Source organism: Hydrogenoanaerobacterium saccharovorans (assembly GCF_003814745.1).
GTDB classification, from domain to species: Bacteria; Bacillota; Clostridia; order Oscillospirales; family Ruminococcaceae; genus Hydrogenoanaerobacterium; species Hydrogenoanaerobacterium saccharovorans.
The window spans coordinates 528,287-552,401 of the sequence record NZ_RKRD01000001.1; the positions used below are offsets into that span (position 1 = coordinate 528,287).

The window sequence follows — 24,115 nt, forward strand, 5'->3', positions numbered from 1 at the left end:
TCCGTTTGTTAATAAGATATTGCATCATCGTGGTCAAATGTTTGAGCCACAAATTGCTTTCGGTTTTTAAATTGCTTTTGAGCCTTGAATGAGGCTCTTTGATTATGCTCTGCATAGCGGTTCATATTTTGGCTTTGTCCGTTTAAAATACGGGCGAGGTCGTGGAACAGAGCCTTTGCCAGTTGGCAGCACCTCATGGTGCGGTATCGGTGCAGTATCTCTGCTTTGTTTTGGATGACATCCTCAACAACCTCTCTGATATGCATTGTATCATATTTGTTGTTCTCCTTTCTGTAAAATAAATTTTCAAATATTTGTTGATATTCACCTGCTGGGCGCGGGACTCCTTGCTTTTGCAGCTGAGATAAAAAAGATTGATAGAGTTTTTCTTTTTCTGCTACAAAGTCAAAATCTTTGCAGGAAAGCATTTTTAATATTTCGTCAAGTTGAGCAATCCCGCGTGCATCCATTTGATATGCGGAGAATAATTGCAGGATTTGTTGATTGCCTGTTACAAGTGCACCGCTCAAGTGTCGATAGAGCTGAGAGCGATATTCTTTTAGTTCGGGCATTTCACGGAGAATTGCTTTTGCGTGTTCTTCTTTTACATTCTTTCCAAAGCTTTGGATAATGAAGTTAACCGATGAGCTGCTGTCACCGAGGTAGATATCACTGCGCAATCGTTCTTCCAGTTCCAGCACCATGTTCGGGTCACTGCAATGCTCTTTGAATTTCGCTGCCATTTGTGTAATGGCTTTTTCAAGTTCATCTTCCAACGGCTTGTCGTAAATCAGCTTAAACAATTTGGTAGTTGCTTTTTCAATTTCGACCGCATTTGTTTCCTCTGTGTTAAAAAGCTGGTTCAGTTCATACGCCGCTTCAACAATTTTTTTATTATGCCAACAGTTGCGCAGTCTTTTTGATATTGTTTGATTGACACATGCAAACACATTGCGATATTCATGTGTTATTTGTTGATAATAGCTTTCGCTGAGATTTTCGGAGTACTTGGATATCAAAAAATTCACAGGTAATTTGCTGTCAGCTGAAAAGATGTTCTGCTTATGTTGCTTGATAAGTCGCAGCGCATCTTCTGTTCCAAACTTCTCTTTGAGTTGTGCATAGATGGTGTTAGTATGAGTGTCCAATGCATCTTTGAATTCGATGCTTGTATCGTACAGCATTTTAAGAATGTCTACTGCGTGCTGGGAGTTGCCATCAATATGCATCAGCTCCAGCTCTTGGCGGACAAACTGCGCTAAGATGGAATTGCTTTCATCCGTAAGTGATGAGCCAAGGCAACGAAAGAGAACTTTGTGCAAAGGCTTATTTATTTCTTTGTCCTTTGCCACTTTGCGGCAATATTCCTCTTTAATGTTCTTGCAAAAGCTTTGAATGCGATAATTTACAGGGGAACTGCTATCCCCGAGGTAAATTGCACTGTAAAGGCGTTCTTCCATCTCCAGCACCATATTCGGGTCACTGCAATGCTCTTTGAATTTCGCTGTCATCTGTGTAACGGCTTTTTCAAGTTCTTCTTCCAACGGCTTGTCGTAAATGAGTTTAAACAGGTTGGTGGTCGCTTCCTCAATTTCGGCCGCATTTGTATCATCAGCATCCATAAGCTGATGGAGTATAAATGCTGCATCGACGATTTGGGGATTTTCCCAGCAGTTACGCAATCTTGTTGATACAATCCCGTTAACATCGGAAAAAACATTACGGTTTTCATAAGTAATTTGCTGATAGTAGCTTTCGCTGAGGTTTTTAGCATAATTGGAGATTAAAAAATTAATCGGCAGTCTGCTATCAGCTGAAAACAGATTCTGTTTATGTTGCTCAATAAGGCGCAGTGCTTTTGCTGTTCCCAATTTTTCTTTGAGCTGTGAATAGATGGTATTGGTATGCGCATCCAGGATATCTCTAAAGTTCTCATCTGTATCGTACAGCATCTTCAGTATGTTTGCTGTGTGCTGCCGATTACCGTCACTGTGCATCTGCTCCAGCTCTTGCCGAACAAACTGTGCTAATACGGAATTACTTTCATCTGTAAGTGATGAACCGAGCCGATTAAACAGAGCTTTGTGTAAGGGCTTATTTATTTTTTTGTCTCTTGCGACTTTACCGTAAAGGTATTCGTCCAAATGCTCTGCAAATTGTACGACAGTATAATGCGGTCGCATTAAGCGGCGCACGTTCAGCAGATTATCGTCAAGCCGTTTGCAGTATTTTTCGGCAGTTTCTTGATTGTCATAGTTTTCATAAAACACTTGATGATAGTTTGCTTTGTACGTGTCAAATTCATCATAAAATTCTGCATCATGGCACAGCTGAGAAAAAACAGGTTGCACATCGGTACACAGCAGGTTGGATACTTCATCGTTGCTGATGTACTGAGCGATTTCTTTTTTAATATACCGAATGTCTTTTAACAGTTCCGATATTTCTTTGTTTTCGTAAAGGTTATCCATCACTTTATATATTGCTTTGTTTAGTGGGCTGTTAAATTCGCGGTATGCACTCAGCAGCTGGTAGTATTTTTGGTCATCCAGTGTTTTTGCAAAATAATAGATATAGTCGTGCGCATCGTTGGTTCGATGTAAAGACCACATATTTTGCTCGAACTGATGCAGATATTTGTCTACCTGCTCCTCATCATACTTGTGGATGAGAGCCTTGCGTGTGTTATGTATGAGCTGATCTGTTCCGGCACGAAAATCATTGTCGGTGTGGTAGATGGTGCTCAAGACATTGCGCACATGATTTTTACAGCCATCGCTGTATTTGTTTGTTTTTTCAACAGTTAGCAGATAGTTCAGTTCTTGCATTTCGTCCAGCACAAAGTTTTGCAGGGCGGTGTTGGTTGTTTTAGGATTAAATATATCGTCCAAAGCCTTGCGATACAGCTGAGAAAAAGATTTGTAGTTCAAACATCCCTTTTTGTTCTTTAAAAACTCCCTGATTTCTTTATCCTTGCTTGACTTTGTGGGTGAGCCGGAGGGATAATCGAAATTTCTTCCTTCAGCTGCTCGCTCTGAAGCAGGGGGATACTCAAGTTCCATCGGTGGCGGTGCACCTTCGTCATCAGGATAGGGGATACCATCAAAACTTTCAGTTGACACTACCAACTCTGAGGGAGTAAAATTGAAAATTTCCCCTTCAGCTGCTCGCTCGAAAATAGGGGGGTGGTACTCGGATTCCATCGGTGGCGGTGCATCCTCGTCATTGGGAAAGGGGATTTCTTCAAAACTTTCAGTTGACACAATCCCCTCTGCGGGAGTAGAATTGAAAATTTTCTCCTCAGTCGCTCGCTCCAAATTTAGGGGCGGGGTGGTCTGCTCGTTCAGTTCGACAACACACTTTACAATGGTGTTGTGATAAATACGCAGTTTGTCTTTGTCGGGGTGAAAAAACTCTTGCCTGAATTGCTCCAGCTTTTTTTCGATTACTTCAGGGTCAGCCACATAACCAGTGATAAACTCTTTCTGCAATTCACAGTATCGGTTAAACATTGCCTGCATATCGGCATCATTTTCGATTACCCAATGCAGGATGTCATCCACCTGTGTTTTCACTGCTTTGGGCAAATATCCGTATTGCTTTTTACCGTCCAGCACTTGCAGGTTGTCTGCTAGGTTCAATAGTTTATCCCCAAGTTCTGTGTGTCCGTAATCTTTGGAGTAACAGTTTTGCAGCAGTTGCTCCAATTCATTTTTCAGTTCACTGCGCTGTTGGTGTTTTTCTGCCTCCCGTACCTTTACTTCATCTTTAAAGATGGAGTTAAAAAACATAGATTTCAAGCTTTCACTGGCTCGCTGCATGCCTTGCTTGCCACCCTTAATAAACCCTTCACGTTTATCTTTGCTGTAAAACAGCAGATGCACATGCGGGTTATCTGTATTGTCGTGGTAGGCGCAATTCATCACCAAATTTTCAAGGCTGATGTTGTATGCCTTTGCAATTTGAGGTGCTTTGGAGACAATGAGGTTTTTCCAAGCGGCTCTATGGTCAAAGCCTGCCTCTTTGGCGGCAATGGTATCGAGCGAAATAATGTGTGACCACTTGATGCTGTCTTCACACTCCAATGCCATTGCTTTTGCGTCCTCGATGTCAATGTTACCCGTCAGCCCAAACAACCCGTGCCCATCTTCTTTTTCTACACCCTCACGTTCGGCTATGTAAGGCAGGTATTTAAAAAAGTCCAAATCCTCCATCTTGTGATAGCTTTTACCGTCACTGTTTAAAAGCAATTCTGAGTCATCCTGTACTTGTTGTAATTCGTGTACGCGGATGCTCTCCTGTGATTCATCCGTAAATTTGCAGTATGACGCGTAGCTAACAGTTTTGCTGCCCCCGTCTTTGTAGTCAAGCTTAATGCCTGCTACATTGGTAAGCGCTGAGTCGGTGAGGGTAATGCGGGTTTCGGAGTCTACCTCTAATACACCGCCATCCTTATAGACGATAAATTGCGCAGCAATTTTGTTTCCGGCATATTCAAGTTGGTTGAGGGTATGGCTAATGTCTTGGATGTATCCGCTTTTACAAATTAATTTTGGACTAGCCATCGATTATTTCATCCATTCTCAGCACTCGATTATTCTCTTTCAAAAAGTCCAACGCTTTCAGTCGATACACGTGTAAATCTTTCATTTTGACATCTAACGAATTTGCAAGGATTAGATTTTGTACAGCTGCCTGTATTGCCAGTTCGGACAAAACTCGGTTGGTTTTTTGATTGATGGAATTTTCGGCAGTGCGGAAAGTGCTTTGAATAATCTCAATGACTTGCTCGTTGAAAAAACTAGTTTTGTTTTGCATGTAGTAGTAATCACGGTAAAACTTCAATGCTGTTTCAATGATGTCAGTTTCCGTTTTGTTGGTCTGTTCCGCGGCAATGCATTTAATATCATTCGCAAGCTGCTCGTCAATTCGTATGCTTCTTTTTATTACTCCCATGATAGTTACCTCCTTGTTTAAAATTAAAAAGACACCGTCATACAAGATGGCGGCATCTTTTTAACATTAAATTAACTTTAGTGGAAAAATCCATATACTTTATCGTTTCATTTATTGCTATGCTACAGGATAAAGGAGAGGTGGCACGTTTGCCACCTCTCACCACCTCAGCCCGCAGTGCGGGCTGATATCAATGGGTGGCACTTTTGCCACCCATCATGCTTTTGAAAACCACGCTATAGGTGGCAGAAAGTGCGATAAGCTGATAACTAAAGCGTTTGTGCAGGTGGCACAAATATTAATCTTGCCACCCAATCTTTAAAAAATGGCTTAGGTATCAGTAATTTGTAGGTGGCAATATTGATATTCTTATTTCTTCATAGTATGATATGTATAAAACAATTAGGAAGCGGGAAAAGCATTGAAAAAGTATTTAATACCTATTAAATTGAAAACTAAACAACAAGATTTCAAAAATAATAAAAAAGTTTTAGATAATTTGATAAATAATTTACAATACAAATTTGAAAATAAAAGTACAAGTGTATTAATTTCTTGCAGTACTTTGCTTGGTGCATTTTGTGCATTCTTTATTCAATTTGTTTCTTATGTTTGGTACTATTCATATGCGTTGTATTTTAAAATTGATTTTGATTATGTTTTAGTAAATGAAAAATTTATTTTATATTCGATTGTTATATTTGCAATTTTATTTATAGTAATAGGTTACCCAGCTTACCATACTGTAAGAAGTTTTTTTATAAAGATACATCATAATTTTAAAATAAAAATCACACTATTTCTTATAATGCTTTTTTTATTTTTCCCTATAATAATAATGATGGTGTTACCTTTTACAGTTCAGGGTATATGGAATAAGTCATCTCCTGAACAGCAATCGATAATTATGCCCATATTTTTAGCTGCAGAATTTATTTTGGGCTTTTTATTTATTTTTAATTTGTTAGGCTTTGGTATATTTTCAAATACAAAAGAATTTGATTGTATTAGAGGTAAAACTTATAAAAACAAAAATAAAAAATGTTCAATAGGAGGTGTCATATTTACAGCATGTACTATTATATTTGCTATAATAGTTTATGTAGCAATTCTGTCTTATTCTAATGCTGCTTCAAAAAGCAAATTTGATATTTTAATTGAACAACCTCAGAATAATGATTTAAAACAAGTATGCTATGCGGTTTTATCAAAGAAAGATGGCTATTTATATGTAGTTGAGTGCAAAATAATAGAAGATAATAAAAGTAAAAAACTAGAACTCGAAAGCAGGAAACACAAACTATTGCAACAAGATCGCATAAATCTTATAAAAGAGACTTTTGATGAAGTTACTGTTTTCTAAAGCAATTATCATAAAACAAACCGTTGGGGAAACCAACGGTTTGTTTTATCTAAAATACTTCATTGGATTAACCGCCTTACCGTCAATCATAAGCCCGAAGTGCAGATGCGGCCCGAAACTGTAGCCTGTGTTTCCGACCGCTCCAATGACATCGCCTTGCTTTACTTGCTTGGATTGGTAGTACTGTTCTACGTTCGGTGCAAATTGTTTTATGGATGGAAACGCCGCAATATATGCTCCGCTCTCAAAGGTATCGAACCGAGAAAGGTGCGCATAAATCGCAGTCTTGCCATTGTCTGAACGAAGAAATGCAACCGCTCCATAGCTTACAATGGCACCGCTGTTGTTGCGCCATATGTAATAATCTACGCTGCCATCAAAGGCAGCTACCACAGGAGTGCCAATGGTTGCACCAATGTCAACACCTGCTCCGCGTCCCATACCGTGCCACCCTTGTGTGTAGTGAGCACCACCTTTCACAAGAGAGATAACACCACCCGTTAAAGAACCGTCATCACCAATAACAGGAACATCTTCTGTATCTTCTTCACCCTCGTCATAAAGTAGCTGAATGAACTCAATGTCATCCTCTGAAAATTCAAAGGGAGTAGTCCTTAACATAGAACTAATTTCTTCAGCAGATATAAAAAAATACACGGTCTTTTTGACCGTGACTGTCTTTGACTCTCCGCTCATCGGGTCATCGCTGGGAACATCCTTTTTTTCTGCAACGACTTTGGAGTCAACAAAGTAATCTTTGATAAACGCTGTTATCTCGCGTTTGCTATCCATCAAGTCGCCGTTTAAGGTGAAATCAATTGTCTTTACAACACTTGTCGGCAGTTCGTTTTCGATGCGGTATTCTGCCTTAACATCTTGTATCGACTGAAAATAAATATCATTGTCCAGTTCTGCTTGCCCAAATGGGTTTAGTGTCAGCAGAACTGCACAGATAATGAGAAATGGCAGTGCGATTATCAGTAACACCAGCAAAAGAAGAAAGAGCAGTCCGAAGAAGATGACTTTTAAATTCTTCTTATCGGATAAAACAAGCGCAATTTTGGCGGCGGTAATAGGGTCTGCCATAGTTATCGACCTCCGCCAGTACCAAACAATTCAGCTTCAAAGGGTAAACTGCCAACAATCATATGGTAATTGTCTTTACCTGCTTTCAATAAACAATGGCGTTGGTTAGAATATCGGATGCTATCAACTTCACCTTTTGTAAGCTGTAGCTTTTGCTGTACCAAATCCATATCTACATTACCAGGATAAAAAATAAATTTATAGGTGGGTGTATCCAAGATGGATGCCGTAATATGCACAATTGCGGGGTCAAGGCAATCTGCCAGCCTTTGTGTTCCCGTTAATAGGGTTGCCTCGTATTTTCTTGCACGGCGTACAAACGAGTTTAGATATTTTACAACCATAAGGTTATCGCGGTTCACCAAAAGATGAAGTTCATCGATTGCTAACATTACATTTTTTTCACCGCAGATAATTCTATTCCATATGTAAGTAAGGTAGTTAAACAACACCGCTTGCATATTATCGCTTGACCCTGTAAGCAATTCTTTTATATTAAAGTTTATTAGCTTACTGTTTATGATATTTGTGTGCTTATTAAATAGGGGACTGAGAGAGCCTTTGTGTACATCATAAAGAAGCAGTAGTAATTCTTTCAGCACAGTATCATCAATCATCTTGTATAGACCACTGTATTTCTTTGGGTTTTCCAAAATGTCATCGATGAACTCATACAAATCTGAAAATATAGGGTAATCGGTTGGTTTTAATACGGATATATCGGTGTTTTCGTCAATGCCGAATTTTTTGTATACGTCCTGCATCAATATTTTAAGCGCCGCTAACTGAATGGGATTAATACTGGGGATAAGTACCTTGAAAAAATCTGAGAGCCAACTGAGATGTTGATAAAAAGGTGTTTCAAGTGCTTTGGTATCTTGAAATATATCGGCTTCATAGGCTGTTTCATCCCATTCCAAGTCATCAATTTGCTTATCGCGAAATCCCCTTACTTGCATTGGGTTGATTGCAAAGTCTCCTCGTGCACAGTTGATGTTCGTTCCGCCTAGTTTTTTAAACTCATCACAATATTCATCCCTGTCGGAGTCAAAATTAAATATGGTTGCGTGCCGCAGAGCCTTTTGACAGATAATTTTTTTAATGAGCCAAGACTTTCCTTGCCCCGGGTCACCAACTATTGCAATACTGGTATTTGTTCTGCTCTTACTGCGTACGTTGTTATCAATAGAGATAATACCATTATCAATGGTTTTGCCCAATAACATGCCAGTATGGTCATTGATATAAGATGCGCTAAACGGATACATTCTGCCAAATGTGTTGGACGGAATATTATTGGCAAGCAGTTTTCCACGTGTGTCAGAACCGATAGGGGATACTCCCAAAAAGCCATCCTTTTGGCGTAGTACAAAGTCCTCCAACGTGATGCCAGAGGCAGAAAATTCCGATGAAATTGCTTTTATGTTTTCCTCCAGTTCCGCAACCGTTTTTCCATAAAGTTCGATGTAAATGTTTACATACTTTACTCCACCGCCACTGCCTGCGTTTTGCAGACAGTCGTTATAAAATGCGGTTAGTGTATTTACGTCATTGGCAGTTTCAAGCACCTTAGTCTGTTTGGTGGCAAAAAAGCCACTGCTTTTGTTATTAAACTGCTTATCTACAAGCTTCTTGACCTGTTCACCGTTCATATCCGATATACGGATATGAACGGTGGTGTTTGGTCGCTGAATGATTTTTTTGAGTATGTCATTGTTACCACTGGTAATGTTTTGCGGAAGATTTCTTACTACTAAGGTTTTTCGATAGAAGTTGGTTTGCAGAACATAATTAATATCAAAGTCCATTTTCGTGGGGAGCAGATGACGGACAATAGGAGAAATATCCGACTCTGTTTCTTCTTCATCGACATCTAGGTAAATATCACAGTCACAAAACTCTCTGAGCAGAAAACAGCGCATAACACTTATCAGTTCTGATTTTTCTGCGATTTCACAAACGTTGCCCGAAGCATCCAAGGCTTCTTTGAATTTTTCTACAGTAATAGCTTGCTTTGATTTAACAACAAAATAATAAACACGCTGTGTATTACCGATGCGGTCTTCTACTTTGTTGAGTTCGCTTAATAAATCGTCCATGATGTACTCAAAACGGTTATCCAGTGTTTTAATAAACTCCCTGTTTTTATTCAGGTTTATTGTTTGGTCAATGGCAAGCATTGAAAAGGAATGTTCTGTAACGGTGCGCATCAAGTTTTCAAAACCGTTGTAATAGTAATCTTTGTCATTTTCGCTCAGTGTTGTAAAATTGGGCGGTTTCAATTTGAAGAAATGAAAGTGCCCTTTTGGTGTTGATATGTAATTTTGTTCAAAATTAAAGTTAATTAAACTCGTCATTTCCATCGGTGTTCAGCTCCTTTTCAAACAGGGTGTATTCATTAAAGCGAGTAGTCTTTTTTAGAAGATAACTTATGCCAACCTTACACCAGTAATGGACGGGGTAGCCGTTCATTTTAAAACGCAGAAAAGCGTATAAGGTAGGGAAAAAGAATAGAAAGTAAATGCGGGTGTGCAGTACGGCAAACGTACTGGCAGCACCCAACAGAACAATCATTGCAACATCTAAAATAGAATACATTCCAATCAGTGAAAATTCTTCATTTAAATTTTTGGGAATGCGATATATTTTTTCATCTCTCATTTATTAACCTCCTTATACCTTGTTGCGCAGCAGGGATAGCATCATATTCCCCCCCATATATGCCGACTGAAAAGCTTGACCAGCACCAGAAATCCAACTGCGCTTTTGTAATTGTTTCGGTACTGCAAAGGTCGCTAGTATAAAAGCACCGCCTAAAACATAAGAGGTAATAATATTTTTTGAATATGCTAGTATACAAATGCCAGAATAGAAACAGCAGTATTGTATGATATATGTAAGTCCTATAGCAATTGTACTGTTTATCCATTCAAAACCTTGTTGGTCTTTGCCTAACAAGAAATATTGTACATAAGATGGGGCACTCATTATTTGAATGAATATTGCCCCTACACGCATAATTGAAACAACAAAGAAAGCGACCAATGCAATGAAAAGGATGATAGATAATGCCATATTTTTAGAAAAGATAGTTTCTGCAATTGAGTTTAATTCACTGCCGATGAGCTTCCCTACGTTTGATGATGTAGCATCCCCGCTGATAAATGTATCTAAGGTCGATGCGACATAAGAGGGCAGGAAAAATACAAGGCGGGCAAGTATTTGGTTAAATAAGATAAAGAAAACAGTGGTTACAAAGCATTTAAAAATAACATACCAGTTTCGGTCTTTTTCCTGTACAATGCTCAAAAAATAGAATATTAAAGAATAACCTAAGACTAACCAACTTGCCATATTTGCGAGATACAAAAATGCTTTGACAATTGGATTGTCAAACAACCCAACGATACTGTCATTCATTCTTGTGAACAAAAAGTTATAAAGCTCTAATATTGATGCTTTAATCGGGTCTGTACCTACTTTGAAAAAGTGACCGATTACATCAATGATTACTTTGGATAAGTTTGCAACAATTTTTGAAGTCATTTATTTACGCAGCTCCCCCCAAAACCATATTAAACAGACCACCAAAAATCGCACCATAACCAGCAAGTAAACCGAAGACGACGAAACTTAACAAGAGCCAAGATACTTTTTCTTGTACTCCCTCTCCATCTTTTCTCTTTTTCGCATAGGAGATAGAAAGTATTAACCAAAATATTATTAATAAGACTATAAGCAGCGATGATGGCACAACCACTTTATCAAACAGTCCTTTTACTGTACCGTAACCGCTTTTCATTGCTCTGCTACCAGAGTTAATAATTTCACTCGAGATATCATCTAATGTGCTACTGCTGGTTGCATTTAATAGCGTAAGCTTTAACGACTGATACATAAATTGTCCTCCTGAAATGTTTTTTGAGATGAAACGAGCCGCTGTTTCGACTGTGTTAGAACAGGGGAACGAGCGGCCCGAATTTGTGCTGTGTGTGTTTGCAAATCCTCATTAAAATCGTTTGTCATCGGTAGTTTGCGGATAATCTCCCCCTGAAACCCCGCTTGTTTTAACTCCATCTTTGCTTTTTTTACAAAAGCTTCCCCCGCGTCATCGCGGTCAAAGCAAAGATACACCGTCTTGACGTTTGGGTTGTTTTCTATGTGGTATTGCAGCATCCCGTTCGGCGGGTTACCGCTTTGTGCGTAATGGGTGTACTGGTTGTAATCTTTGCCGCCTTCTTTGAGCAGTGTCATAATGGACATCGCGTCTATTGGTGCCTCGGTGATAAACATAGCAGGGCGGTTCGGGTTCACCATCCAACCGATTTTTTTACAGCCTGCAACATCGATGCCGAATTTTTTAGTTCCTGTGGAGCGTACACAACCAAACTTTGCAGTATGGTCGTAATCGTAGCCCACGAACACGCAATTGTGGTGTTTCGCGCTTTCGTACACGAACTTTCGGTCAACCATGTCCTGCACCACTTTGTGGTCGATGCAGCGCGTTTTTGTGAGGTAGGCAAATACCCTACGGTATTTATCTTTCAGTGGTTGCGGCAGCTCAAATGGCTTGTTTTCTTTCTTAAACTTCTCGTACTTAATGGGCGAGTAGGTAGGTGTTTTTCCCGTCATTTCAAGCCTCAATTTTGAGACAGTCTCCTCAAAAGAAATCCCATCGTTGAGCATAACAAAATCAATAATACTACCGCCTTTGGTTTTAGAGTGCCATACAAAAATATTCTTTGCAGGTGTTACCCACAGGCTTTTGTGTTCTACGCACTGATATTCGCCTTGCTTTTTTTCTTCTAAGTGATATCCGCAAGCTTGTATGTATTCCAGTATATCAAAGTGTTCCTTAATGGCTTGACACACCTTCCCATTGCCACCTCTGTCGCGCCGTTGGTTCGCATCTGCCATTACAAATTCCTCCTTATTAAATAGAAACGGGACGGTTATGACACCGCCCCGTTTGCATTAATATTTGTTCATGTACTCTACGTTCTGTACCTGATTTTTCAGTTTTAGCATATCCCCCTGCCAAAGCAAATCTTGAGCAATGTTGAGTGTGTACTCTGCGCGATAGGTTGATTTAATATCACTGCCCGATGCATTACTTACATAAAGCCTCAAATCGGATATAGTAAACACCACTCTGCCGTTTTGCATTTTTACGATATCATTACCTTGCAGTTTTGTATCTCGATACAGCTGCTGAAACAGCTCGCGAAACTTGGACGTGTCCTTTATTTCGCGAAACCGTCTACCGTCGAACTGGTAGGCACCGCTGCTGCCGTCACGGATGGGAGCATAGCTGTCGTACAGATGGCTGCTTGCTGTTGAGGTGAGTACCGCAGTGATATCTCTCGATACATCCCCTGATACTCCATGCAGCTGTTGTTTTTCAAACAGCATCATAGATAAAAACGAGAGAGCTAAGGTTAAGAAGATACCCCATATCAGACTGCTGCTTCCTCTGTTGGAGGTAATAAGACACCGAAGTTTATTTGTGATATTCTTCAACCGTTCCGGTAGCCTTTGCGACATAGGTTTTCTCCTTTCTCCAGTTTATCCATCCTACACCGTATTTGGTGTGGTAAGAAATGGTCACGGTAAAATCGGATTCTGTTCGCAGCTTTTTGGAAGTTCCAATGTAGCTGCCATCCACATCCATATCCACATCCATCCGCATCAGTTGTTCAACATTCTCTAGCCTGCGCTGGATGGTGCTGTTGACTTCACCCTCCAGCGCGATTTCGCGTGCCATCGTTTGTGCGATTTGCTGGAGGTCATCCCGCTTGCTCATTTGTCCCCAAACGCTAATCCCACCGCTAATAAATAAGCTCAGTCCCATAAATACGATAATAGCAGCAATAAATTCCGAGCTGCCATTTTTACTTTGCAGCTTATTAATAACCTTATAAAAAGCGCGATTCATAATAGGATTACCCCTTATAATTCCAAATGGAGTCCATTTTAGTATCCGCATTATCAAATGAGCCTTTTACCAATTTAGTTAATTCAGGAAAAAATATTACAACCCCAATAACAATAACAATGGCAGTCATAAGTATAACCTGTATCATTTCTATACCAGATTCAGACTGTAAGGTTTTTTTGCAATGATGACCAAGCAACTGTAATTTTGCACCAAAACGAGTAGTAAGGTTATTTGCTTTTTTAATAAGTTGTTTTTTCATAGGTGTCATTCTCCTTGTTTTTATATAATAATTTTAGAAAGCGCCGTTTAATAGTAGCTTTATGCCAAGCGACAAGGCATATAAAATGAAGATAAGATTTATAAGAAAAGAGCATATCACAGGCATGCTTAATTGAAGCGGACGCGCCTGAATGTTTTTTTTCTTAACAGTGACACGGTCGTTGTTAAACTGGTGCTGTTTAGATTGAAAATAAACACTCAAGTCATCGCCGTTTTGTACTGCAATCAAGCCTCGAACCACATCGCTCACTTTCGGCGAACTGATGCGACCTTCAAATCGTCGCAAAGCTGTCTCAGGACTGCCTGTTTTCATATCTGCCAAAGTTACGGTAAGTTCCGATGACATAGAGTCGTTCGTTATTGGCAAAAATGATGACAAAATAGTCTGAGCATTGGATGTGCTTTTCAGCCGTGAATTAATAACACTGCATAGCTTTGGTAATTCCATTTCAATGTCGGTTTTCCTTTTGGTGTATTGTTTTTTCAAGGATTTTAACTGTAGTTGGTAAATGAAAAGTGCCAATATCGGAGCTAACAGCACCAATAAAGGAACTCGAATAGCAGGTATCAGCCCTATAAGGAACGCAAATATTGATTGAGCGTATATTCTAGCAGTGTATTGCTCAGGTGTATAGGTGAGTCCCAACACTTCAAGCATGCGTACATATTCATTCCGTTTATATTCAGGAATTCGTACATGATTTTCAATTTTACTTGAAATGAATTGCATTAGTTTTTCATACCGCTTTGTAACCCCAAAGACTTTTACTTTAGTTACAGCTTTTACAGTGGCTGATGTGGGTTTAATAAAAAACTCTTTGTAAAGCAAATAAATGCCAAATACAAAGAGCAGGCTGAATAGTAGTTGCTGAATCAAAAAATCACCTCTCAATCATTCCATTGACGTTGATAAATCAATGGCTTTGTTAATGCCATACAATAGGTTAAGAGCATAGCACACAATAAGAACTTGACCTAGCCAAGTGTCAAACATGATACCCAGCAAATCACCCATACCGAGTTGATGACCCATAAGGGCTATCAATGGAAAACATGTGCTTGACAGTATTGCTACAATAATGAATGTCCACATTGGTTTTGATATTTCTGTAGAGAGCATATTGTAAAGTTCTTTATCCGTTGCAAACTGTTCCACTACGGCGTTGAGTGCGCTTTTTTGGTTGATGTCGTTTTGACACAAAATGAGACTTTCGCACCACAAGTGAAAAATGTGATTATCAATTTTGCTTTTCAAGCTCGTCAAGTTTTTAATGGGGTCGGGGTTGATACTCCTGCTGGCATAGACAAACGACTGAAAAATAGATTTACAGGGTTCGTTCATATACACCAAATTCTCTTTTATGGATTCCACAATGTTCTCGTTTCGGATATACGAGTTTGTCACCATAGAGAGGACAACCGAAAGCTCGTTTTGCATGCGCAGGTTGTACCGAAACAGTTTAAACTTAATGAGCCACATCGGTAAAAGGGCAAACCCCACGGTCAGAATTGGTATCAGCATGTAGCTGCGTAGATAGAAAGAAAGAACCATACCGAATGCAGAACAAACTGCCGATATGATTCTCATGTTCTTTATCTTTTCCTTTTCACCCGTAGCAGATAGGATACCTGTCATCGTGTTGTACGACCGTAAGATAAAGTTTTCTTTTTTACCGTTGTTGAGGATTTTTACCCGTGTTTTTAGGGATGGCTTGCGGGAAAGCTTTTGGAGTATGTAATGAACCGCTTGCTGTAGGTATTGCTTGTAATGGCTGCGTATCATACAGCAAATCCGTTGCAGGCTATCCCAAAAGTACAGGAGAAGTCCGAAGCCAATCGGAATACAAAGTAGATACATAAATTCACCCCTCATCAAAAACCGTTGAGTTTGGCACGGGAGCATCCATTATCCAAAAACCTTTGACGAAGCTTTTGAGAGATTTTATTTGCGTGCTGAATGCTGCCTATCGTTTCACCGGTGCTCTCAATGGTGTCCTCTACAACGTATTGTACCAATGGATTTACAATCACCTTGCGGTCTTTGTACTCGATACCCTCAACAATTTCATAAATTTTACGGTCGCCAGTTCTCTTGTTTTGTTTTTGATAAACAATAATAGGAAAGGCTTTGATTGCAATATCGTAGAGCGTTTGGTCGTCGTAGTTGATACCGGATTTTTTGCACAACATAACAATACGAGAATACGTGTCCTGAGCATCTTGGGGATGAATGGTTGTTATTGCGCCATGACCAGTGATTGCCAGTTCACAGGTCATAAGGGCTTCTCTGTTTCGCATCTCGCCAACACCTACAACGTCGGGCTTAAACCGCAGTACGATTTCGACGAGGTCATTGGCTGAAACGTTGTATCTCTCGTCGTCGTTTGCTTTAGTCACCCAATGAAACACATCGTTGATGCAGTCCCCGTTTTCATCGTATTTCACAAGGTTAAATTCGCGGCTCTCTATTTCGATTGTTCCCACGCGGTAAGTATCATCCTGCGTGATGTGGGACAGCAGGTAGTACATGGTGCCAGTTTTGCCCGAACCCGTTGCGCCACCTATGCAGATATTGATTTTGTTCTCAATGCAAAGTTCTAGAAACCGCAGTCCGTATTCGTCTATTGTACCGCCCTCAAGCAGTAGTTTTCGCTTCATCTTACTTCCGTGCACAATTCGAATGTTAAATTCAGGCCCCATTTCTTCTGATGTGATTGGCTCTGATACAATGGAGGCACGAATGTTTGGAGCAAACTCACCAAGTGCTGTTGGTGTTCCCTCGTTGATGTTAAAGTTAAACTTGTTAGAGATTCGGTTTAAGATGTTTCTACAAGAGTCAACCGATGGAAATTTTTCTTTCAGCCGTTTCTTCTTATTCTTGGCAAGGATATAGATGCAGTTCCAACGACCATAAATTTCTTCAATGCCCTCTGTGTTATAGACTTCGGGCTTGAGATATTCTGTGAGAATGTCGTACTGTGTCATACTGTTATACAATCGCTCAACCAACTGGGATAGGGTATCAAAACCTTTGCATCGCAACTGATTGGTTGTAATGCAGGTTTCGATGTGCTTTTTATAGCGAAACACATCATCCTTACTCATTTTGTCTGTGTCAAAGCTTGTGTTCTTTGCCATATATTCCTGCACAAAATTGAGCACATCCAAATAGGCGCTTTCGCCTTGAACGTTGTAAAACGAGTCGATGTTATTCATCGATTGTCACCACCTGTTGATAAATTTTTTGGATAGTTTCGGTAAATCGCACTCCATCTACATCCGATAAGCCTTTGATAAGCTGCCCGCCAATATATTTGGAGTAAGCATCACGACAATGTGGTAAGATGTGCTCAATGACGTAATCCTTTTGTATCTGCGCCGATGGGCTGTATTCAAATACGTTGTTGAGCACCACAATGTGGTTGGCGTTCATTCCGCCGTTTTGCAGGATTGGCATTTGTACTTTGGAAAAGGTAATGCCGCTTGTGTCAGGGGATAGGACACGCACAACCTGCTTTGCGTTTTTGAGGGCATACAAGGTTGCGTTATCGCTGAGCACATCGCTTGTACAATCAAACAGCACGTAGTCTGCATAATCTCTTGTCAGGAGCAACTGTACCAGCTGATGAATGGTATCTGTTTTCCAGCTTGTCTGATAGCTCAGTCCGTTTTCGGTTGACAGCAGAGACATATAACCAAGATGAGCATTGTGCGGATGGATGTGGATGGTATAACGCAAGCGGTCTTCCGTTACGGGGGCGGAGAGTAGTCTACCTAAGGAGTATTCGGGCTTTTCCTCTGTGAACGGAAGATATACAGGAAACATGGGAGTGAGCTTGTCGGTGCTGATGACAATCACATTGTTGCCTTTCGCCGTGAGCGCATTTGCTAACGCACAAGAAACAAGGCTTTTACCCGCACCTGCATTGCCCCATACCGCTATGATATCTTTCATTGTTTATCACCGCCTTGCTGCATAACCACAACTGATTCGGGCGGAGTGGTTGGCTGTGCCGGCACGGGTGGTACAATCGGCTCAGCCTTTTTCTGTTCTTTTGCTTGTTGCAGGTAATTGTCCTGTACTGATAGCAGCTGCACAGCACGTTCTTTATCCCCGCGGGTTACCAGTGCAGCATACACTTTGCCGTTGACTTCCAAGCCTGCGAGTTTTGCCGCCTGCAAGTCGTCCACGGCAACGGTTACCGTAGCGGAGAGCGCATCCTCCAACTCGGACTGCTCGACTGCCTTTGTGATGTCGTAACCGTCTGCGTTGGTTACTGCCAAAACCTCCAAATAGGTTAGCTCAGGCAGCAGGATGGCGGTATAGTCTTCCTTGTCCTCTTTTGTGTCAAGGTTGGCATACAGGGTTATAATGTCCCCTTGCCGCAGTTTGCCCGATAAGCCCGCGGCAAGTGACGAGATGGTAACGGACATTGCTTTTTTGCCCTCGGGCAGTTTGTACAGATAGCTATCGTCAAAGGGAGTTGTTTCAGACAGTTTCGGTGTGGAAATCATCTCATCTTTTGCGATATCCGTTTTTGCGTATTGCCCCGCAGCCTGCTCTTGCCCCCTTAAATGGATAGGGAGCAGAGCGGCCGCAGGCACTTCTACTTTTGCCAGCATCTTATCTTCAATGAGCGTTCCTTTTGGGATATCCTGTGTTGCAATTACTGTTACTGCCTGTTCTGTTGACGTAAAGTAATTCAGCAGGGGAGACACGACCAGCATCACCAGCAGAGACAATACAATGAGGGTAATGCCCACTTTCTTTTTATTTTTAAAAAATGGTACTTTTTCTTTCGGTTCTTTTGGCTGTTTGGGTGGTTTTTCTTTCTTTCCTTTTTTCTTTTTGTTAGGCTGTTCCTGCTGTATAGGGGTTTCTGTTGTAGCATCTGTTTCTTGTACAGGTGCTTCGGTTGTTTCGATTTCGTCAACAGGTGGGGTGCTGTCTTCGGAAAGCTCTTTTAATTCATTCTTAGGTTTCTTGCTTTTCTTTTTTGGCTTATCCTCCTTAAACGTGTATACTTGTTTTTTTCTGCCAAACATAGATACTCTCCTTTGTATTATTTTTCAGCTGAAGATAAAAACAGCCGACAAAACGGTTATTCCTGTTTGTCAGCTTTCTTTTCTTTATCCTTATTTACCTTTTGGTATATAAGATATGCAATAAGTAATAACAACAGCCACCACAAGCTGAATAAAACAACACGCCATATTATAGGTAGGCTCATTAGCCATGCCCATATGTTGCTTGCTATTTCAGCGGTGTTACGCACGAATGAACTTAATATACGCACCACTTTCGTCCAAACGTTCGTTTCACTGTTTTCCCCCGTTTGCGGTTTGGATGAGTTTGCCGCACGTGGTTTTTCTTCGGGTTCAGGCAAATTGATTGTATCCTCAGTCTTAGAATCTTCTTCAATGCTGCTTTGCTGTTCGGGTACGCTCGTGGATGGCTTTGGTTTGCGTGGTGGTTTCTTTGTATCATTTTGGGGTTCGGATTCTACAGGCTCATAGTCGGGTTTTGATGGGTTGCTTTTCCGCTTAAATTCCACGGTAACTACCGTAGGATTGCCTGCGTTATCCGTAACCGTATAGACATGGTCTTCGGTTCGTTTCATCGGACACGAGATTTCATTGCCCAAAACCTCACCGTGTTCACATACAATTTTTGCAACACCTGATAGATTATCCTCCGCTTTGAGTTCGATGGAATTACGTGTGGTGTTGTAAGTAACGGTAGGCGGGGTGAAGTCGTTCTTTACAGTGTTTTTGGTTACTGTTGATACATTTCCTGCAACACTCACCGAACGCACGATAACATCAAAAATGCCCTCTTTATCAGCGACAACTTCACCGTTGCTGCTGATAAGCCAGTTACCGTTAGCAGCATCCTTTTTAATGATTTGATATTGGTATTCTTTGATACCTGATTCTGCACTTGATTTAAAAATTAGCTTTGTAGGAGTACGTGACCACTCTTGTTTTAAGTCTCCATCAACGGTGGGTGCAGTCGGCATTTTTTCTTCGATGTTGCTAACCGTTACTATGTACTTTGTACTTGTACCTAATTTATCGGTAAGTACAAAGGTGTAAGTACCGTTGCGAGATACGTGGTAGGTAGCGGTATCACCATCTACCACTGTGCCATCGGGCAGGGTGATGGAGGCAACACCGACAATGTTATCCTTTGCCTTAACAGTGATGTCTAAGCCATCTTTTACCCAGTCGGTTGTACTTAACGTATATGTTGCGGTCGGTGCAGTGCCGTCTATAATAGCGTCTTTGGATACAACCGCGGATATGTTAGTGGCATTGTCGATTGTTCTAACATGTACCGTTGCATCCATGTCTTTTTTTAATCGTGATGGTTTTTCTCCACCTCGATATAGCGTCCAACCGCTGTCGAGTAACTGAGCACCTTTCTGTACAACTTGATATTCAATCTTGTTGACACCTGAGTAATCGTCTTCTGCCTCAACAATCATTTCAACCTGCTTGGTAAACATGTTAGGCAGAATGCTACGGAAGAACTGTTTGACAGAACTTTCTTCCGTCTCCCGCAACTCAAACTTGGTTATGGTCGGTTGCACTTTGTCAATCTTATCCACCACAACATCATAGTCGGTAGTTGTACCCGCATTGTTGATAAGCTGAAACGTGTATGTGCTGTTAGCAGCCACTATGTAGGATGCGGTATCCCCATCTATGACTGTGCCATCGGGCAGGGTGATAGATTTTACACCGCTTTCTGTATCTTCAGCTGTAACAGTAATTTCTACACGCTCGTTGGTATATCCAATCGGGTTAAGCGTGTGGGTTGCAGTGCAGGGGGTGAGGTCGATGTTGGTGACCTCCACATAATAATTTAAGATGTTTCCGCACTTATCAACAACAATAAAACGGTACGTACCGTTTTCGCTAACAGTAAACTCTGCGGTATCCCTATCCACAACTGTCCCATCGGGCAAAGTGATATTTGCTACACCCGATAGGTCATCTTGTGCCTTTAACTTGATGGTGACTTTACCGTCTGTCCAGTCGGTTGTGCTCAGGGTGTGCGTTGCTGTAGGCGGTGTATCTTCAACTGTAACGGGTTCTTCTTTCACCAATGATATGTTGGTTGCAACGTCCGAACAACGTGCTGCAACCGTACCGCTGAAACGGCGGGACACTTTCGGTAACTCATCGGGATTGTAAATCAGCCATCCATCTTCTTTGATTGCATTACCTTTTTCAATAAGTTGATATTGAATCTTGTCTACACCAGATGCATCATCACTTGCGGTAATGTGTATGCTTACCTGTTTATTAAAAAAGTGAAGTATGCTGCTGATAAGGTCATCATTTTCTTTGACAAAGTTTATTTCCTCTATAACAGGAGGTACATTGTCAATGTTACTGATTTCGGTGCTGACTGTTTCGGGGTTTCCTGCATTGTCCTCCACTTCGAAGCTATGTGAACCATTAGTTGTTACAGAGTGCTTGACCGTGTCTCCGTCTGTCCAGCTGCCACCTGCGGGGCGAACGTGCTGTACACCCGCACCGCCTAAATCTGTGGCGGTAAAGGTAAGTTCCACGCTGTCTTTCGTCCACTCTTTGCTGTAGGTGATTACACCTGTTGGTTTAATGCGGTCAATGTGTACGCCCGAAAAAGCAGGCTCGGACGGAAGTCCTACATTATCAATGGTGCGGGCATAAATATTTGCGCTGTCGGACACAGAAAAAGGCGCAACGTAATCTATCCATTTATCACCGTTGATTTGATACTGATAACCTTTCACACCGCTTTCTGCATCCGTACCACCGCTTATGGTGACCGTAACATTGTCTTTGTGCCACTCTGAGGTTGGAGTTTTGGTAATTGTCGGCGGAGTAGGGGGCGTATGGTCAAGGCTGTTTACCTGTTCAGCGTAGGGTACGGATATATTGCTGACAACGTCCTGTGTCCACAAATAATATGTACCATTGGTGTTGACCGTGAACTGGTTACTGTCCTGCCATCCTGATGTAGGGACTGTTCGGCTATCCGAAATTGCATACTTGGATAGCCCTGAACCCTCGCCCAACGAGGGATGTCTATCATGCGCCGTAACGGTTAGAGTTATTTGGGTATGACTTTCGTTGATTGACTGGCTTACAGCTGTTATCGTAGGTGCCGTGTTGTCCAGCTTGTCTATCTCAACCAACTGAGATAGAGCATTGCGCAGCCCGTCTTTCGCGTATACGGGACGTATCTGTTTGCTGTATACGTCACCCACAAAATGATATGTTCTTGCAAATCGGATGCCGTTCTGCTGTGCAGGCAGGTAATCGACTTCGGTGTTAAAGGCAATCTGTACCTGTCCGATTCCGCCATCCTCCGCAATAAAGGTAGCGGTTTTTCTTCTCGCCCAAGTGCTTGTTAAATCTTGACTTGTATGCACAAAGGCAGGGGAGGCAGTATCTGTCTTTTCAAGGTGGAGAGATTGCTCACCAGTCCCCCCTAAAGAATCGCGGCATCGAATGTAAAACTGTGTTCTACCATTTACGTTCAATATGGGCGTAAACAAACCTGTGAATTCAAACTGATTTCCAGTCGGTACTCCTGATTTCCAATCGGTTATTTGTTTGCCTTGATTATCGAACAAAGCGAATTCCACCGCTGTTGCGTGTGGTGCTTTAAAAACAGATTGGATTATCAGTCCTGTTGTCCACTCTCCCTCGACTGAGGTTTTATGGATAGCAGCATTGCCGACAGGGTAAGGTCTGCCACCCAGCACGGAAATGTTTTTACTCAACTCGCCCTTTGTCTCAAATCCCAAGTCGCTGAAATTTAAATTGATACGAACCCAAAGACTTAACGTAGGTGTAATGGTTTGGCTTCGGTCAGCCATACTCACTGGTACTTTGTATTTTACAATATCGCCGTTTCGGCTGATTTCTATCGGCGAGCCAACAACAAACTGTGCATCCGAATTAAGGTTACGGGCTAAAATGCTTTTGATGCGATGATAGTGACCGTTCATCTGCACCGTAAAGTACACATAATCCGTTGCATTGTTTATCAGGTCAATGGTATCCGTATCGTAACTTATGCTGGGCCCCAAAACGGCACCGCATAAGTTACAGATACTCGAATAGCATCGGTGATTTCTTACATCAATTGATAAGTGGCAGGTATCGCACACCAGTACACCATAACTATGGATATTCGGCAAATCTTTGAAACGCACCCCATGATAGGTGTGTTCGCCCTCTCTTGCGTTGTTGCCCTTTCCTCCGCATGCGTTACAACGGTAGTCGATGTGTTTCAGCCCGTTCCAATCTATCCAGTTGGGCGGTTCGGGGTGTTGATGCGGCAGATGGGTAAATTTTCGTTTGTATCCGCATCCATCTGTGCAGTACTCATATCCCAATGTGGCGTATTCATCGCATGTCGGCGGGTTGCCCACTGTTTGCAATGTGTGGTTTTTAATCTCTGTTTTACCGTTGTAATGCTGCACACCGTTCCATGCACCTGTGCCCGTATGGTTAATACAACGCTTAAAGTGCGTTGCATCGTCATACTCGGATACCCATATGCAGGGTAGTGTTGCTGCACCACCTGTACCACTTTCGGTTAAGTCCACCCCGTCATCTGCTTTTACAGCGGGTCTAGCAGCAAAATCTAAACCATCTACTTCATCGTAACTTTTGTCGGTTTCGCCACTGTCTGCATATCCGCTGTCTATGCCACCACTGTCAAATGCGCTGTCATTGGCAAGTGTTACCGATGATGTCGCGGAGAACAGCAGAGCAATTGCCAACACCAGCGCCATTATCCGATGGCTGGATATTTTCATATTGTCGTCCCTCCTCTTTCAATGTCATAATGTACATCCAAAACGCGCCTTGTTCGTCTACTTCAATCCAAAAGCTACTCCCTATGTAATGGGGCAGCTCCTCTGGTTCAAGCAGACGGTACAGGCGCGTTTCTTTAAACTTGTTATTCACTCTAATAATTTTAAATGCCACGGCTTACCTCCAATCTGATTAGTTGGGTTTCAAACTGCTTTTTTTAATTGCAAAATAGAAACCTGATAACATTGTAAATATTGTTACTGTAATTATACAAACAGGGATTAATGTGGATGCAGTCTGTTTATCTGTAAAACCACAGTAAATTGCTATTGATTTACAAACAAACCACGACCCAATAAGAATTATGCTTTTTACGATATAGGAAACAATTAAGCCTAGTGAACTATTTGGCTCATTAACTAAGACTTTTTGTCCTATTCTAAGTAAATAATATTGCATTATTACAATAGTAGTTATTACAAATTGGATATTAATTAAATGGAAATAGTTATTTGATTGCACCATAAAATGAATATAATCACTGCCAAACATACAGAATGGCAGCATTGGTAAAACAAATGCAATTGAACCGATAATAGCGAGTTTTAATAGCCAATAGTTAAACCAAAAAACAAGTTTAATCATATCTATAGTCTCTGCTTTCATTTTTA

20 protein-coding genes are annotated in these 24,115 nt (G+C 41.2%); 1 reads left to right on the plus strand and 19 read right to left on the minus strand.

The annotated features are described in order from the left end of the window. Nucleotides 1-8: 8 nt before the first annotated feature. Together mobP3 and EDD70_RS02485 are read right to left on the minus strand one after the other, a co-directional pair. A complete protein-coding gene (gene mobP3, locus EDD70_RS02480) occupies nt 9-4,565 on the minus strand; it encodes a MobP3 family relaxase (RefSeq protein WP_092753345.1) in 4,557 nt (1,518 codons plus the stop codon). Further along, nucleotides 4,558-4,956, minus strand: a complete 399-nt coding sequence (locus tag EDD70_RS02485; protein WP_092753343.1) for a hypothetical protein — start codon at nt 4,954-4,956, stop codon at nt 4,558-4,560. The genes mobP3 and EDD70_RS02485 overlap by 8 nt, the downstream gene beginning before the upstream one ends. 421 nt (nt 4,957-5,377) lie before the next feature. Here EDD70_RS02485 and EDD70_RS02490 point away from each other — a divergent pair, with 421 nt between their 5' ends. Next, nucleotides 5,378-6,319: a hypothetical protein gene (locus tag EDD70_RS02490; protein WP_092753340.1), complete on the plus strand. Its 942-nt coding sequence runs from the start codon at nt 5,378-5,380 to the stop codon at nt 6,317-6,319. A 45-nt stretch (nt 6,320-6,364) separates the two neighbouring features. On the opposite strand, the gene EDD70_RS02495 is transcribed toward EDD70_RS02490, so the two are convergent. The 17 genes from EDD70_RS02495 to EDD70_RS02575 are packed head-to-tail and all read right to left on the minus strand — an operon-like array spanning nt 6,365 to nt 24,110. Further along, complete coding sequence (locus EDD70_RS02495; protein ID WP_092753338.1) at nt 6,365-7,405, minus strand: M23 family metallopeptidase; 1,041 nt, start codon at nt 7,403-7,405, stop codon at nt 6,365-6,367. Nucleotides 7,406-7,407: 2 nt separating this feature from the next. Further along, complete coding sequence (locus EDD70_RS02500; RefSeq protein ID WP_092753336.1) at nt 7,408-9,768, minus strand: VirB4 family type IV secretion system protein; 2,361 nt, start codon at nt 9,766-9,768, stop codon at nt 7,408-7,410. Next, entirely contained in the window at nt 9,746-10,066 is a 321-nt protein-coding gene (locus tag EDD70_RS02505; protein WP_092753334.1) for a hypothetical protein, read from the minus strand. The genes EDD70_RS02500 and EDD70_RS02505 overlap by 23 nt, the downstream gene beginning before the upstream one ends. Before the next feature lie 12 nt (nt 10,067-10,078). Further along, nucleotides 10,079-10,951 carry a hypothetical protein gene (locus tag EDD70_RS02510; protein WP_092753332.1) on the minus strand — a complete coding sequence of 291 codons (873 nt, stop codon included), beginning with the start codon at nt 10,949-10,951 and terminating at the stop codon, nt 10,079-10,081. 4 nt (nt 10,952-10,955) lie between these two features. Beyond that, on the minus strand, nt 10,956-11,303 hold the full coding sequence (locus tag EDD70_RS02515) for a hypothetical protein (RefSeq protein ID WP_092753330.1): 348 nt from the start codon (nt 11,301-11,303) through the stop codon (nt 10,956-10,958). Next, nucleotides 11,288-12,322, minus strand: coding sequence for a DUF3991 and TOPRIM domain-containing protein (locus tag EDD70_RS02520; protein ID WP_092753328.1), 1,035 nt, complete (start codon nt 12,320-12,322; stop codon nt 11,288-11,290). Before EDD70_RS02520 ends, EDD70_RS02515 begins: the two co-directional genes overlap by 16 nt. A 57-nt stretch (nt 12,323-12,379) precedes the next feature. Beyond that, nucleotides 12,380-12,949: a hypothetical protein gene (locus EDD70_RS02525; protein ID WP_123810998.1), complete on the minus strand. Its 570-nt coding sequence runs from the start codon at nt 12,947-12,949 to the stop codon at nt 12,380-12,382. Then, on the minus strand, nt 12,906-13,340 hold the full coding sequence (locus EDD70_RS02530; protein WP_162840844.1) for a DUF4320 family protein: 435 nt from the start codon (nt 13,338-13,340) through the stop codon (nt 12,906-12,908). Before EDD70_RS02530 ends, EDD70_RS02525 begins: the two co-directional genes overlap by 44 nt. 7 nt (nt 13,341-13,347) lie before the next feature. Then, nucleotides 13,348-13,602, minus strand: a complete 255-nt coding sequence (locus EDD70_RS02535) for a hypothetical protein (protein WP_092753322.1) — start codon at nt 13,600-13,602, stop codon at nt 13,348-13,350. Nucleotides 13,603-13,635: 33 nt separating this feature from the next. Continuing rightward, nucleotides 13,636-14,499: a type II secretion system F family protein gene (locus EDD70_RS02540; RefSeq protein ID WP_092753320.1), complete on the minus strand. Its 864-nt coding sequence runs from the start codon at nt 14,497-14,499 to the stop codon at nt 13,636-13,638. A 15-nt stretch (nt 14,500-14,514) separates the two neighbouring features. Continuing rightward, on the minus strand, nt 14,515-15,480 hold the full coding sequence (locus EDD70_RS02545; protein ID WP_092753318.1) for a type II secretion system F family protein: 966 nt from the start codon (nt 15,478-15,480) through the stop codon (nt 14,515-14,517). Between the two features lie 14 nt (nt 15,481-15,494). Continuing rightward, entirely contained in the window at nt 15,495-16,838 is a 1,344-nt protein-coding gene (locus EDD70_RS02550) for an ATPase, T2SS/T4P/T4SS family (protein WP_092753316.1), read from the minus strand. Next, nucleotides 16,831-17,577, minus strand: coding sequence for a MinD/ParA family ATP-binding protein (locus EDD70_RS02555; protein WP_092753314.1), 747 nt, complete (start codon nt 17,575-17,577; stop codon nt 16,831-16,833). Before EDD70_RS02555 ends, EDD70_RS02550 begins: the two co-directional genes overlap by 8 nt. After that, entirely contained in the window at nt 17,574-18,668 is a 1,095-nt protein-coding gene (gene cpaB, locus EDD70_RS02560; protein WP_092753312.1) for a Flp pilus assembly protein CpaB, read from the minus strand. The genes EDD70_RS02555 and cpaB overlap by 4 nt, the downstream gene beginning before the upstream one ends. 56 nt (nt 18,669-18,724) lie before the next feature. Further along, a complete protein-coding gene (locus EDD70_RS02565) occupies nt 18,725-23,446 on the minus strand; it encodes a hypothetical protein (protein ID WP_092753310.1) in 4,722 nt (1,573 codons plus the stop codon). Next, nucleotides 23,358-23,618, minus strand: coding sequence for a hypothetical protein (locus tag EDD70_RS02570; protein WP_123811000.1), 261 nt, complete (start codon nt 23,616-23,618; stop codon nt 23,358-23,360). The genes EDD70_RS02565 and EDD70_RS02570 overlap by 89 nt, the downstream gene beginning before the upstream one ends. Before the next feature lie 18 nt (nt 23,619-23,636). Next, nucleotides 23,637-24,110: a hypothetical protein gene (locus EDD70_RS02575; RefSeq protein WP_092753308.1), complete on the minus strand. Its 474-nt coding sequence runs from the start codon at nt 24,108-24,110 to the stop codon at nt 23,637-23,639. Nucleotides 24,111-24,115: the final 5 nt, after the last annotated feature.